Annotated in this window: 14 protein-coding genes; 13 read left to right on the top strand and 1 reads right to left on the bottom strand. The window is 71.9% G+C overall.

Annotated elements, in window-relative coordinates:
- Positions 1–108: 108 nt before the first annotated feature.
- From ACI2LY_RS11495 to ACI2LY_RS11475, 5 genes are all read left to right on the top strand, one after another.
- Positions 109–1,176 (top strand): sugar kinase, encoded by a 1,068-nt coding sequence (locus ACI2LY_RS11495; protein WP_404706969.1) that lies wholly within the window; start codon positions 109–111, stop codon positions 1,174–1,176.
- Positions 1,173–1,937: an IclR family transcriptional regulator gene (locus ACI2LY_RS11490; RefSeq protein WP_404706968.1), complete on the top strand. Its 765-nt coding sequence runs from the start codon at positions 1,173–1,175 to the stop codon at positions 1,935–1,937. Before ACI2LY_RS11495 ends, ACI2LY_RS11490 begins: the two co-directional genes overlap by 4 nt.
- Positions 1,934–2,344: a RidA family protein gene (locus tag ACI2LY_RS11485; RefSeq protein ID WP_030806913.1), complete on the top strand. Its 411-nt coding sequence runs from the start codon at positions 1,934–1,936 to the stop codon at positions 2,342–2,344. The genes ACI2LY_RS11490 and ACI2LY_RS11485 overlap by 4 nt, the downstream gene beginning before the upstream one ends.
- A 129-nt stretch (positions 2,345–2,473) precedes the next feature.
- Positions 2,474–3,949, top strand: coding sequence for a GntP family permease (locus ACI2LY_RS11480; RefSeq protein WP_404706967.1), 1,476 nt, complete (start codon positions 2,474–2,476; stop codon positions 3,947–3,949).
- 100 nt (positions 3,950–4,049) lie between these two features.
- The gene (locus ACI2LY_RS11475; protein WP_404706966.1) at positions 4,050–4,580 is read left to right on the top strand and encodes a hypothetical protein; all 531 of its coding nucleotides are present in this window, start codon (positions 4,050–4,052) and stop codon (positions 4,578–4,580) included.
- Positions 4,581–4,643: 63 nt separating this feature from the next.
- Here the strand turns inward: ACI2LY_RS11475 and ACI2LY_RS11470 are convergent, their stop codons facing one another.
- Positions 4,644–6,344 carry a chitinase gene (locus ACI2LY_RS11470; protein ID WP_404706965.1) on the bottom strand — a complete coding sequence of 567 codons (1,701 nt, stop codon included), beginning with the start codon at positions 6,342–6,344 and terminating at the stop codon, positions 4,644–4,646.
- Between the two features lie 301 nt (positions 6,345–6,645).
- On the opposite strand from ACI2LY_RS11470, the gene ACI2LY_RS11465 reads away from it, so the two are divergent.
- The 8 genes from ACI2LY_RS11465 (at position 6,646) to ACI2LY_RS11430 (ending at position 13,483) form a co-directional block, all read left to right on the top strand.
- The gene (locus ACI2LY_RS11465) at positions 6,646–7,497 is read left to right on the top strand and encodes a hypothetical protein (protein ID WP_393915799.1); all 852 of its coding nucleotides are present in this window, start codon (positions 6,646–6,648) and stop codon (positions 7,495–7,497) included.
- Between the two features lie 61 nt (positions 7,498–7,558).
- On the top strand, positions 7,559–8,269 hold the full coding sequence (gene cpaB, locus ACI2LY_RS11460; protein WP_404706964.1) for a Flp pilus assembly protein CpaB: 711 nt from the start codon (positions 7,559–7,561) through the stop codon (positions 8,267–8,269).
- A gap of 12 nt (positions 8,270–8,281) precedes the next feature.
- Positions 8,282–9,535, top strand: a complete 1,254-nt coding sequence (locus tag ACI2LY_RS11455) for a CpaE family protein (RefSeq protein WP_404706963.1) — start codon at positions 8,282–8,284, stop codon at positions 9,533–9,535.
- Between the two features lie 2 nt (positions 9,536–9,537).
- On the top strand, positions 9,538–9,927 hold the full coding sequence (locus ACI2LY_RS11450) for a TadE family protein (protein WP_404706962.1): 390 nt from the start codon (positions 9,538–9,540) through the stop codon (positions 9,925–9,927).
- 1 nt (position 9,928) lies between these two features.
- Complete coding sequence (locus ACI2LY_RS11445; protein WP_404706961.1) at positions 9,929–10,279, top strand: TadE/TadG family type IV pilus assembly protein; 351 nt, start codon at positions 9,929–9,931, stop codon at positions 10,277–10,279.
- 13 nt (positions 10,280–10,292) lie between these two features.
- Entirely contained in the window at positions 10,293–11,630 is a 1,338-nt protein-coding gene (locus tag ACI2LY_RS11440; RefSeq protein ID WP_388996180.1) for a CpaF family protein, read from the top strand.
- Positions 11,631–11,634: 4 nt separating this feature from the next.
- Positions 11,635–12,579: a type II secretion system F family protein gene (locus tag ACI2LY_RS11435; protein ID WP_404706960.1), complete on the top strand. Its 945-nt coding sequence runs from the start codon at positions 11,635–11,637 to the stop codon at positions 12,577–12,579.
- Positions 12,580–12,595: 16 nt separating this feature from the next.
- Positions 12,596–13,483 (top strand): DUF5936 domain-containing protein, encoded by an 888-nt coding sequence (locus ACI2LY_RS11430; protein WP_404706959.1) that lies wholly within the window; start codon positions 12,596–12,598, stop codon positions 13,481–13,483.
- The last annotated feature ends 3 nt before the right edge of the window (positions 13,484–13,486 follow it).

Here is a 13,486-nt window from a genome sequence, read left to right as displayed (position 1 = left end):
TCCATTGCGTATGTCGCTCTGTGCTGTCTAACATCTCGGCCAACACGGGGTCAACGAAGTCGTCACCCCGGAGCACCCCCGGAGCACCGACGAGGAGCCGAGACCATCGTGACCGCCGACGGACCGTCCAGCGCCGCCCCCGACGCCATGAATGTCGTGGATGTCGTCGCCCTGGGCGAGTCCATGGTCACCTTCCTCCCCGACCGCCCCGGCCGCCTCGCCGACGTGCCCGCCTTCCGACGGGGCATCGGCGGCGCCGAGTCCAACGTGGTCTGCACGCTCGCCGCCGCCGGACACGCCACCCGCTGGGTCAGCCGGGTCGGCGCCGACGGCTTCGGGCAGCACCTGGTCGAGCGGATCGGCTCCTACGGCGTCGACACCGGCGCGGTCCGGGTGGACCCGGCCCGGCCCACCGGGGTCTACTTCCGCACCGCCGCCGACCGGGCCACCGACGCCCACGAAGTCGCCTACTACCGCGCCGGATCGGCCGCCTCCGCGATGGCCGCCGACAACACCGACCTCGCCGCGCTGGACGCCGGACGCGTACTCCACCTGTCCGGGATCACCGCCGCGCTGTCGCCGGGGTGCCGGGAGCTGCTGCACACCCTGACCGCGCCGCGCGAGGGGCGCCCGGTGGTGTCCTTCGACGTCAACCACCGCCCCGGCCTGTGGCGGGAGGCCGACGACGCCCTGGTGCTGCTGGACCTGGCCCGGCGGGCCGACATCGTGTTCGTCGGCACCGACGAGGCCGAGGACGCGTGGGGCACGCGGGGCGGGGTCGACGCGGTCCGGCGGCTGCTGCCCGAACCCCGGGTGCTGGTCGTCAAGGAGGGCCCGCTCGGGGCGACGGTGTGCGAGCGCACGGCCGACGGTGAGCGGACGGTGCGCGTACCCGCCCTCACCGTCGACGTGGTCGCCACCGTCGGCGCGGGCGACGCCTTCGCCGCGGGCTTCCTCTCCGCCACCCTGCGCGGGCTCCCCGTACGCGACCGGCTCCGGCACGGCCACCTGATGGCCGCCGCCGCCCTCACCGTCCCCGGCGACCTCGCCGAACCGCCCGCCCGCGACCACGCCGACCGGCTGGCCGCCCTCGACGACGAGGCGTGGGGGAGACTGCGACTCGGCCCCGGCTGGACCGGAGCCGACCAGGTTTCCGAAGAGACGAGCACCGCATGAGCCAGACCGTCGACCGCGCCCTGAGCATCCTCCCGCTGCTCGCGGAGGGCCCCGCCGACCTCGGCCAGGTCGCCGACCGGCTCGGCGTGCACAAGTCCACCGCGCTGCGCCTGCTGCGCACCCTGCACGAACACGGCCTGGTCTACCGCCAGTCCGACCAGCGCTACCGGCTCGGCGCCCGCCTCTTCGCCCTCGCCCAGGAGGCGATGGAGAACCTCGACATCCGAGAGATCGCCCACCCGCACCTCGTACGGCTCAACGAGGAGTGCGGGCACACCGTGCACCTCGCCGTGCACGAGGAGGGCGAGGTGCTCTACATCGACAAGGTGGACAGCCGCTACCCGGTGCGCATGTACTCGCGCGTCGGCAAGCCGGTCGCCATCACGGTCGCCGCTGTCGCCAAGCTGCTGCTGGCCGATCTGCCCGAGGGCGAGCGGCGGGCGCTGGCGGAGAAGCTCGAATACCCCCTGTACACGGCCCGTTCCACCCCCAACGCAGGCGCTTTCCTGCGCGAGTTGGAGAAGGTGCGCGAACAGGGCTGGGCCACCGACCTCGGTGGCCACGAGGAGTCCATCAACTGTGTCGCGGCCCCCGTCCGGGGCGCCGACGGCCGGGTGGTCGCCGCGATGTCGGTCTCCGCGCCGAACGTCGTCGTCACCGCCGACGAACTCCTCACCCTGCTCCCGCGGGTGCGCCGCACGGCGGACGCGATCAGCGGCGAGTACTCCGGAAGAACCCCAGTGAAGGACCCCACCGCATGACCGACAAGATCGCCCTCACCCCGAAGACCCACACCGTGCCGCCCGCGAAGTTCTCGCACGGCGTCCGCAAGGGCAACATCCTCCAGGTCGCCGGCCAGGTCGGCTTCCTGCCCGCCGAGGAGGGCAAGGCCCCCACCCCCGCCGGACCCACCCTGCGCGAGCAGACCCTCCAGACCCTCGCCAACGTCAAGGCGATCCTCGAGGAGGGCGGCGCGAGCTGGGACGACGTGATGATGATCCGCGTCTACCTCACCGACGTGGACCACTTCGCCGAGATGAACGACATCTACAACACGTACTTCGGCGAGCAGGGCCTCACCCAGCCCCCGGCCGCCCGCACCACGGTCTACGTCGGCCTGCCCGCCGGGCTGCTCATCGAGATCGACGCGCTCGCCGTCCTCGGCTGACCGCCCCTCAAGAACGCACCACCCGAACGACGCACACGGCACGGCATCCCCCTCGGGGTGCCGTGCCGCGCTCCACCCTGCCTGAAAGCCCGATGCACTTCACCGTCTCACGCAGAGGACCGCCCTCTCATGTCCCTTCCGCTCGCCGCACCCGCGCCCGCCGCGCCACCCCACACCGGAGGACTGCTCCTCCTGCTGGACGGCACCCCCGGCCTGCTCACCGTCGCCGGTATCGGTATCGCCCTGCTGCTCTTCCTGATCATCAAGGTCCGGCTGCAGCCGTTCGTCGCACTGCTCACGGTGTCCATAACCGTCGGCCTGCTCGCCGGTCTCTCGGTCACCGAACTCTTCGGCACCGTCCAGCGCTCCGACGCCGTCTCCACCATCGAGTCCGGCATGGGCGGCATCCTCGGCCACGTCGCCATCATCATCGGCCTCGGCACCATGCTCGGCGCGATCCTGGAGGTCAGCGGCGGCGCCGAGGTCCTCGCGGGGCGCCTGCTGCGGCTGTTCGGGGAGAAGCGGGCACCGCTGGCCATGGGCCTGACCGGCCTGATCTTCGGCATCCCGGTCTTCTTCGACGTCGGCATCTTCGTCCTCGCGCCGCTCGTCTACGCGGCCGCCAAGCGGGGCGGCAAGTCGATCCTGCTGTACTGCCTGCCGCTGCTCGCGGGCCTGTCCATGACCCACGCCTTCCTGCCCCCGCACCCCGGCCCGGTGGCCGCGGCCGGACTGCTGCACGTGCAGCTCGGCTGGGTCGTCCTCATGGGCGTCATCTGCGGCATCCCGGCGGTGCTGGCCGCGTGGGCGTTCGCCGCATGGATCGGCCGACGCATCTTCGTGCCCATCCCGCAGGACATGGTCGAGGCGGCGGAGGAGGCCCGCCAGGCGGTCCTCGCCGAGCAGCGCGCCTCGGGCGTGGAACCGGCCGAGAAGCCGGTCCCGCTGGGCACGGTCCTCGCCATCATCGGCACCCCGCTGGTCCTGATCCTGGCCGCGACCTTCTCCTCGGTCGCGCTGGACCCGTCCACCGTGCGCTCGGTCATCGAGTTCTTCGGGCACCCCTTCGTCGCCCTCACCATCGCCCTGGTGCTCGCCTACTACCTGCTCGGCATCCGGCGCGGCTGGTCCCGCAAGTCCCTGGAGAACGTCTCCACCGCCTCCCTGAAGCCGGTCGGCAACATCCTGCTGGTGGTCGGCGCGGGCGGGGTCTTCGGCGCCGTCCTCAAGGCCAGCGGGGTCGCCCAGGCCCTCTCGGACACCTTCAACGGCGTCGGGCTGCCGGTGATCGTGCTGGCGTACCTGATCTCGCTGGTGCTGCGGGTCGCCCAGGGCTCGGCCACGGTCGCCATCGTGACGACGGCGGGCATCGTCGCCCCGCTGCTCGCCGAGGGCGACCACTCCCAGGCGTTCACCGCCCTTGTCATCATGGCCATCTCCGCCGGTTCCATCTTCGCCTCGCACGTCAACGACGGCGGGTTCTGGATGGTCGCCAAGTACTTCGGCATCACCGAACGCGACACCCTGAAGACCTGGACGGTCCTCGAATCGGTCCTCTCCGTCGCCGGGTTCGCGGTCGCGGCGGTCGTCAGCCTGTTCGTCTGACGGACACGACGGGGGCACGACGGGGGACTTACCGGTGGGATACAGGCGGGAATGGAGCGCCGGGTGGTTCCGGCACAGGGAAGTCGTCCATACTGCCGCCGTGGAGCAGCGCATAGGATCGAGCAGCCAGCCCCTGAAGGGCGAGCCCGTCACGGGTGCCGGGTTCGACCCGGCCTTCATCCCCGGTCTGACGGGCTCCGCCGCCCAGGGGGAACCGGAGGACGCCAAGCCGACGGCCGAAGCGGCCGACTCGGCCGAGGCGGAAGGGAGTTCGGCGCCTGAGGAATCCGTCGGGGAATCCGTTCCGGAGGCCGTCGACTCCGTCGAGTCCACGGACGAGCCCGCCGAGGACGGCCCCGTCTTCGAGGCCGCCGACCGCCGGGCGCGGATAGTCGCGGACCGGCGGGGCGTACGGCTCAGCCTGGACGCGGAGGAGTGCGAGTTCGGCTGGCCGGAGATCGCCGCCGTGGAGACGGAGACGGCCCGGTTCGGCAAGCGTTTCACCGTCACGGTGCACACCCCGGACCGCCGCTGGTACCCGATCGAGATCGAGGCCGCCTCCCGCGCGCAGTTCGCGGAGTGGGACGCCGGGATGGACGCGGTACTGGACGCGTACTTCGAGTCGGAGTGAACGACGGCGGTGCCCCGGCCTCCCTTGAGGGAAGCCGGGGCACCGCCCGTTTCTCCGGTACCGCTACGGCATCCCGTGCACGTGCGGACCGACCGCGCCGATCCAGGCGTTGCCCGCCGTCGCGTCCCAGTTGGTCGACCAGGTCATCGCGCCCCGCAGGTCCGGGTAGGTCCGGGACGGCTTGAAGGAGCCGCAGCCGGTGCCCTTGGCCAGGCAGTCCAGCGCGTTGTTCACCACGGTGGGCGAGACATAGCCGCTGCCCGCGCCCCGGGTGGAGGCCGGGACGCCGATGCCCACCTGCGAGGGCGCGAGCCCGCCCTCCAGCTGGATGCAGGCCAGCGCGGTCAGGAAGTCCACCGAGCCCTGGCTGTACACCTTGCCGTCGCAGCCCAGCATCGAACCGCTGTTGTAGTACTGCATGTTGACGACCGTGAGGATGTCCTTGATGTTCAGGGCCGTCTGGAAGTAGGAACCCGACGTCGACTGCATGTCGATCGTCTGCGGCGCCATCGTGATGATCAGCGACGAGCCCGCCTTGCCCGACAGCGAGCGCAGCGCCTGCGTCATGTACGTCGGGTTCAGCCCGTTCTCCAGGTCGATGTCCACCCCGTCGAACCCGTACGTCTGCATCAGCGAGTACACCGAGCCCGCGAAGTTGTTCGCCGAGGCGGTGTCGCTGACCGCGACCGTGCCGCGCTCGCCGCCGACGGAGACGATGACCTTCTTGCCCGCGGCCTGCTTGGCCTTGATGTCGGCCTTGAACTGGTCGACCGTGTAGCCGTTCAGCCCGGCCGAGTCCAGGCTGAAGCTGACCGCGCCCGGCGTGGAGGTGGCGTCCGCGAAGGCCACCGCGACGATGTCGTAGGCGGCGGGCACGTCGGAGATCTTCTGCACGGTCGCGCCGTTGTTGAAGTTCTGCCAGTACCCGGTCACCGCGTGCTTGGGCAGGTCGCCCTTGGGGCCGGTGCCGCCGCCGGAGGTGGTGGTCGCGTTCACGGTGGCCGACTTCGCCGACTCACCGACCGAGTTGGTGGCCGTGACCTGGAAGGAGTACGAGGTCGACGCCGCGAGCCCGGTGACCGTGGCCGAGGTGCCGCTCACCGCGGTGACCTTGGTTCCGTTGCGGTACACGTTGTAGCCGGTCGCGCCGGACACCGTGTTCCAGGCCAGCGAGACCGAGGACGAGGTGGTGCCGGACACCGCGAGGCCGCCCGGCGCGGCGGGCTTGGTCGGCGCCGGGTCAGTGCCCCCGCCGCCGTCCGGGCCCTGCACCTGCACGTCGTCGGCGAAGTACGCGGCCTGCCCGTACCAGCCGTGGGTGTACACGGTGACCGAGGTGGTGGCGGAGCCCGTGGTGAACGTCGTCGAGAGCTGCTTCCATGACGGGCTGTCCGGGGTCCAGGTCGACACGTCGGTGGTGCCGGTGCCGGTCGCCCCGAGGTAGGCGTACCCGCCCTGCACCCAGGCGCTCAGCGTGTACGTGGAGTTGGGCTTGACCGCCACCGACTGCGTGCACTGGGCGTTGTCCTGCCCGGCAGGGGTGGCCTTCAGCGCGGCGGAGCCGCCGTGCACCGGGGACGAGACGGTCGTCCCGCTGCCCGCCGAGCAGGTCCAGTTGGACAGGCCCGACTCGAAGCCCGCGTTCCTGGCGTTGTTGACGTCCGCCGCGGCGGCGGGAGCGGCGGCCAGCCCCGCCACGGCGAGGGCGAGAGCGGCGGTCACCGACCAGGCGCGGGCCCGGCCGCGCCCGCCAGACGCGGGCATGACAGATACGAGGTCCAACTGGAGCCTCCAGTGGGGGAGTTCGCGGGGAGTGTGTCTACAAGTTGGTCCAGACCAATTCCGCTGTCAAGGGGTGGCGTGCGAATCACCCCTGACCTCGCCGCACAACCTGTCCCGTTTTGAAGCAAGTTGTGACCGGAGAGTTCCCCACGAGCTACACAAACGCTGTTCTCCCGTGATCCAGGCGTGGATACAGTGCTCACGTAGTCACGCAACGAAGTCGTCATGGCCCGAGGGGAACCGCGCCGGTGGGCCGGAGGGTGCGAAGAGCGGGGAGCTGCGCGTGCCAACTGCCATCGCCGTGACCAGTGCCGACCTGGCACTGCCGGCGCAGGACGAGCGGACCATGCCCGCCGTCGTGCTGCGCGATCTCGACAAGCGCCCGCTGGACCAGACCCTCGCCGAAGTCCAGGCCGTGGTGGACCAGTTCGGCTATCTGGTCGTGCTGTGCTCCAAGGCCACCCCCGAGCCGGTGCTGCGCCGACTGCACACCCTGCGCTCCCTGCTGGAGAGCGACCGTATCGCCGTGTTCCGGCCGGAACTGCCGCCGCTCGGCGTCGCGGTCCTCGCCCGGCAGTTACGCCAGCTCGCCACCTGCGACCTCAGTCCCGGTGTGCTCGCCTGCGCCGGGCGGCTGCTCACCCACTACATCCACGCCGGTGCCGTACTCGGCTCGGTCGCCCGGCTCGACCACGTCCCCGTCGGACTCAAGGCCCACGCCAAGTCCTGGGTGCCCGGAGCCCAGTTCGCCGTCGTCGCGCACCCCGAGCCCCAGCTCGTCAAGGCCGTGCCCGGCGCCACCCTCAAGGGCCCCGAGTTCAGCACCTGGATGCTGCTCGCCAAGGGCCAGCTGCAGTCCGACTGGATCACCGGCTTCGCGGGCGACTGGGGCGCGCACGGACTGCGCGAGACCCCGCTGCCCGCCGAGTCCCCCGTCTGGTGGGGCACCGGCCGGATGATCGAGTTCTGCGGCTACCTCGCCGACCTCTCGGTGCTCTACCAACTCGTCACCTCGGTCCGGCAGTCCAGCTGTCACTGGTGCGGTCTCGACGTCATCGGCGACCGCTGTGTCTTCTGCTCCGCCTCCCCGCCCGAGCATCCGCCGCACGCCCTCCAGGGGCGCACCCCCGCCTGAACCGACCCGGACCACGCTCCCGTCCCGCACGACCGATTCCCCCAATGAGGTTGCACGGTTCATGAACTCCCGTCAGCGCCGCGGCGTCATACTCCTGATCCTCTCCGTCCTGTGTGCCCTGGGCGCCTTCGCGGGCGTGCTCTCCGTCATCCAGGACGTGCGCTCCAAGGTCGGCCCCGAGGTCACCGCGTACCGGGTCAAGTCCGCGGTCCAGCCGTACACCGCCCTGGGCGCGGACCAGTTCGAGAAGATCCGGATGCCCAAACGGTGGCTGTCCGCCAACGCCGTCACCGACCTCGCCCAGCTGCGCGGCAAGATCGCGGTCACCACCCTGCGCGCGGGCTCCCTGCTCCAGACCGACATGGTCGTCGACCAGCCCGAACTGCAGCCGGGACAGCAGGAGGTCGCCATCATGGTCGACGCGGCCACGGGCGTCGCGGGCAAGATCACCCCCGGTGCGAAGGTCAACGTCTACGCCACCTTCGAGGGCAAGAAGGAGGGCGACCCCGACCAGTCGAAGATCATCGTCACCAACGCCCGCGTCCTGGACCTCGGGAAGATCCGCGACCTCGAACCCGACCGGGACCGCGACCAGCAGAGCCAGCCCACCAAGGCCGTCCCCATCACCTTCGCGCTGTCCGCCCTGGACGCCCAGCGCGTCACCTACGCCGAGTCCTTCGCCCAGCGGGTCCGGCTCGCCCTGGTCGCCCCCGGCGGCGCGTCGGAGATACCGGCCCGCGAGCGCACCTATGAACTCGCGACGGACAAGTGAGAGGCGGCCCGCATGCCCACCAGGATTCTGCCGGCCGGCGCTGACCCGGACGCCGTACGCTCCCTGACCACCCTGCTCAGCCAGCTCCCGGACGCCGAACCGGTCCCCCCGGTCACCGACTCCACCCAGCTGATCGACACCCTGGCCCGGCTCGCCGCCGAGTCGGTCGACGAACTCCCCGAGGTCGTCGTCGTCCATGAACGCATCGGCCCCGTACCGGCGCTGGAGCTGATCCGGGACATAGCGCTGCGCTTCCCGGCCGTCGGCGTCATCCTCGTCACCACCGACGCGGGCCCCGCGCTCTTCGCCGCCGCGATGGACGCGGGCGCCCGCGGCCTGGTCGGGCTGCCGCTGGCCTACGAGGACCTCGCGCACCGGGTGCAGGCCGTGGCCCAGTGGTCCAGCGGGGTGCGCCGCCACCTCGGGCACGGCGGGGCCGACGTGCTCAGCGGCCCCGGCGGCACGGTGATCACGGTCAGCGGAGCCAAGGGCGGCACCGGCACCACCACGGTCGCGCTCCAACTCGCCCTCGCCGCACAGGCTTCGGGCCGGTCCACCGCGCTGGCCGACCTCGACCTGCAGACCGGCGACGTGGCCTCCTTCCTGGACATCCAGTTCCGCCGCTCGGTCGCCGACCTCGCCGCCATCGCCGACATCTCCCCGCGCGTCCTCGCCGACGCCGTCTACCGCCACGACACCGGGCTCGCCCTGCTGCTGGCGCCCGGCGAGGGCGAGCGCGGCGAGGAGGTCACCGACCGCGCCGTCCGCCAGATCATCCACGCCCTGCGCGCCCGCTACGAGGTCGTCGTCCTGGACTGCGGCGCCCAGCTCACCGGGGCCACCGCGGCCGCCGTGGAGGGCGCCGACACCGCGCTGCTGGTCACCACGCCCGACGTGGTCTCGGTACGCGCCGCCAAGCGGACCGTGCGGATGTGGGACCGGCTCCAGATCCGCAAGGCCGAGGAGACCACCGTCGTGGTCAACCGGTACACCCGCGTCACCGAGATCCAGCCCGCGCTGATCCAGCGCATCACCGGCACCGCCCTGGCCCGCACCACCGTCCCCGCCGCCTTCAAGGAGCTGCAGGGCGTGGTGGACGCCGGACGCGTGCACGAACTCGACGCCCGCAGCACCGTACGCCAGGCCCTGTGGGCCCTCGCCGGGGAACTGGGCCTGGCCAGGGCGCCCGACGGCCCCGCCCACCGGGGCGGCCGACAGCGCGGCGGCGACCGGGGAGCCGTGGGCTTCCGGCGGCGGAAGGAGTAGGTATGAGGCGCCGCGGCAGGTTACGGCAGGACCGGGGACAGGTGGCCATCGAGTTCCTCGGCATGACCCCGCTGATCGTGCTGACCCTGGTCCTGATGTGGCAGTGCGTGCTGGTCGGCTACGCCTTCACCCTCGCCGGGAACGCCGCCGACGAGGGCGTGCGGGCGGGCACGGCGGCCCCTCGGGGCGCCCGCGAGGGAGCCTGCCGTACGGCCGCCCTGGAGGACCTGTCGGGGGAGTGGCGGAGCGGTGCGACGGTGCCCCGGTGCGGCGGCACCGGCTTCGTCACCGCCGACGTCGATCTCAGGGTGCCCGTCCTCTTCCCCGGCTCCATCGACTTCCCGGTCACGGTGCACGGCCACGCCGGTGCCGTGGAGGAGGTGAAGGACTGAGATGCGCCGCATCCGCTCCCGCGACCGGGGCCAGGTCGCCATCGAGTACCTGGGGTTCGTCCCCGTGCTGCTGATCGTCGGGCTCGCCGGCATCCAGATCGGCGCCGTCGCCTACGCCGCCGAGCAGGCCGGTACCGCCGCGCGGGCCGGGGCGCGCGCGGCCTCGCTGCACCAGGGCGCGCAGGGGGCGTGCGCGGCCGCGGTCAGCGGCGGGCTCAGCGTGTCCTGCGCGGAGGGCGGTGGGGGCGCGGACTCGGTCACCGTGACCGCGACCGTCAAGATCCCCCAGGTCGTGCCCGGCTGGGGCCTGGGCGACGCCGTCAAGTCCGCCACCATGCCGCTCGACCACTGAGGAGGGCCGTCCCATGAGCCTGCGGGCACGCATCAACTCCCCCGAGGAGCAGGGCAGCCGGGGCGAGGACGGACACCTGGTCGCCTCCTACCGGGCCAAGCTGCTCCAGGAGATCGACCTCGCGGAGATGAGTTCGCTCGCCGCCGCCGAACGCCGGGCCCGGCTGGAACGCGTCCTCGGTCATATCATCAGCCGCGAGGGCCCGGTGCTCTCCACCGCCGAACGCGCCGGACTCATCCGCCGTGTCGTGGACGAGGCGCTCGGCCTCGGCATCCTGGAACCCCTCTTGGAGGACGCCTCCGTCACCGAGATCATGGTCAACGGGCCCGACTCGATCTTCGTCGAGCGCGGTGGCCGGGTCGAACGGCTGCCGCTGCGCTTCGCCTCCGCCGACCAGCTGATGCAGACCATCGAACGCATCGTCTCCACCGTCAACCGCCGCGTGGACGAGTCCAATCCGATGGTCGACGCCCGGCTGCCGTCCGGCGAGCGCGTCAACGTCATCATCCCGCCGCTCTCCCTCAGCGGCCCCGTCCTCACCATCCGCCGCTTCCCGCGCTCCTACACCCTGAAGGAGCTGATCGGCTTCGGCTCGCTCGACGACCACATGCTGCTGCTGCTCGCCGGGCTGGTGCAGGCCAAGTTCAACGTGATCGTCTCCGGCGCCACCGGCACCGGCAAGACCACGCTGCTCAACTCCCTGTCCGGACTGATCCCGGCGCACGAGCGCATCATCACCATCGAGGACTCCGCCGAACTCCAGCTCCAGCAGACGCACGTCGTCCGGCTGGAGTCCCGCCCGCCCAACGTCGAGGGCAGCGGGCAGGTCACCATCCGCGACCTCGTGCGCAACTCGCTGCGCATGCGGCCCGACCGCATCGTGGTCGGCGAGGTCCGCGGCGGGGAGTCCCTGGACATGCTCCAGGCCATGTCCACCGGCCACGACGGCTCGCTCGCCACCGTGCACGCCAACAGCGCCGAGGACGCCCTCACCCGGCTCCAGACCCTCGCCTCCATGTCCGACGTCGAGGTGCCCTTCGCCGCGCTGCACGACCAGATCAACAGCGCCGTCGACGTCCTGGTCCAGCTCACCCGGTTCGCCGACGGCGCCCGCCGCATCACCGAGGTCGCCCTGCTCGACAGCCACGGCGGAGAGCCGTACCGGCTGGCGACCGTCGCCCGCTTCGACGCCCGCCCCATGACCGCCGACGGCCAGGTCCACGGCGCCTTCCAGTACTTCCCGCTGCCCCGCCGCACCGCCGACCGCCTCTACATGGCGGGCCAGCCCGTGCCCCAGGCGTTCGGCGTCGCCCACACCGCGGACCAGCTCGCCGTCCGAGAAGCCAGGTAGGCCCATGGATCTGTCCACCCTCGCCCAGCTCACCACCGGCGTCACCCTGCTGACCTGCGTCCTCGCCGTCGCGGGCCTGCAGACCTACGCGTCCGGGCGGGCCCGGCGCGCCGCCCTGGAGGACCGGCTCGCGCACGCCGACCAGGTGTCCGCGGGCGGCCGCAGGCGCCGCTTCCGCGGGCTGGACCGCAGACTGCGCCGCACCTCGCTGGGCCGCGCGCTGGAACTCCGGCTCGCCGCCACCGGACTCGACCTCACCCCCGGTGAGTTCTTCGCCGGGATGCTCGCCGCGGTCGCCGCGCTCTGGCTGGTCGGCCAGGCCACCCTGGCCCCCTTCTTCGGCCCCATCGCCGGACTCCTCGGCATCTGGGCGGCCGTGCAGTTCCTCAACTGGCAGCGCCAGAAACGCATCGAGCGCTTCATCAACCAACTCCCCGAACTTGCCCGCATTCTGGCCAACGCCACCCAGGCCGGACTCGCCCTGCGCACCGCCATCGGCATGGCCGCCGAGGAGCTGGAGGCCCCGGCCGGGGAGGAACTCTCGCAAGTGGCCGACCGGTTGGCGATCGGCCACTCCATGGAGGACGCGCTCGGCGAACTCGCCGCCCGGCTGCCCTCCCGCGAACTCGTCGTCCTGGTCACCACCTTGGTGCTCTCCAACCGGGCGGGCGGCCAGGTCGTCTCCGCCCTGCGCAACCTCACCGAGACGCTGGAGGAGCGCAAGGAGACCCGGCGCGAGATCCGCACCCAGCTCTCCCAGGTCACCATGACCTCGTACGCCGTCCCCGCCCTCGGCGTCGGCGCGCTCTTCCTGATGAACGGCGTCAAGGACGGCGCCCTGGAACGCCTGACCGGCTCCACGGTCGGCCAGGGCTGCGTGATCGTCGCCTTCGCCCTGTACGCGGTCGGGTTCGTCCTCATCCGCCGCATGAGCCGGATCGACGTGTGAGGGGATGACAAACCGGATGACACTCCTGCTCGCCCTGCTGGCGGCCCTCGGTGTCTGGGGCGCCTTCGCGGGCGTCCGCATGTACCGCGCCGAGACCAAGCTGCCCGGCGACCTCGCCGTCGCCCTGGAGATCGGCGCCTCCCGCACCGGCGCGGTCGGCTCCGTCATCGACCGCATGGGCATGCGGTACGCGCCCCTCGTGCTGCGCCTCATGGGCCCCGGCCTGGTCGCCCGCTACCGCCGCCGCATCGACCTCGCGGGCAACCCCGGCGGCCTCACCATCGACCGCTACGCCGCCCGCCGCGCGGTCTACGGCGCGCTCGGCACCCTCGGCTTCCTCGTCTTCCTCCTCCGGGGCCAGTGGTTCGCCGCCCTTCTCCTCCTCGCCTTCGGCGCCTTCTGGACCGAGGTCGGCATCTGGTCGGCGATCCGGGTCCGCCGGGACGTCATCGAACGGACCCTCCCCGACTTCCTCGACGTCCTCGCCGTCGTCGTCAGCGCGGGCCTCGGCTTCCGCCAGGCCCTCGACCGCGTCTCCATCCACTACGAGGGTCCCTGGGCCGACGAACTCCGCATCACCCTGCGCCAGATGGACCTCGGCATGACCCGCCGCCAAGCCTTCACCGAACTCCGCCGCCGCAACGACTCCGAACAGGTCGCCATGTTCGTCACCGCCCTCCAGCAGGGCGAGGAACTCGGCGCCCCCATCGTCGACACCCTCGTCTCCCTGGCCAAGGACATGCGCCGCACCGACGCCCAGAACGCCCGCCGCAAGGCCGCCCGCGCGGTCCCCAAGGCCACGCTGATGATCACCACGTTCATGGTCCCGGCCACGATGCTGCTCCTGGGAGCGGGGCTGCTGCTGGGGTCGGGGGTGGACTTCGGGTCGTTGGCGGGGGAGTGAGGG

The organism is Streptomyces sp. NPDC002176 (assembly GCF_044903645.1).
In the GTDB taxonomy this organism is placed as follows: domain Bacteria; phylum Actinomycetota; class Actinomycetes; order Streptomycetales; family Streptomycetaceae; genus Streptomyces.
The sequence above is the reverse complement of the archived record's forward strand: the minus strand, read 5'-3'. Positions and strand labels throughout refer to the sequence as shown.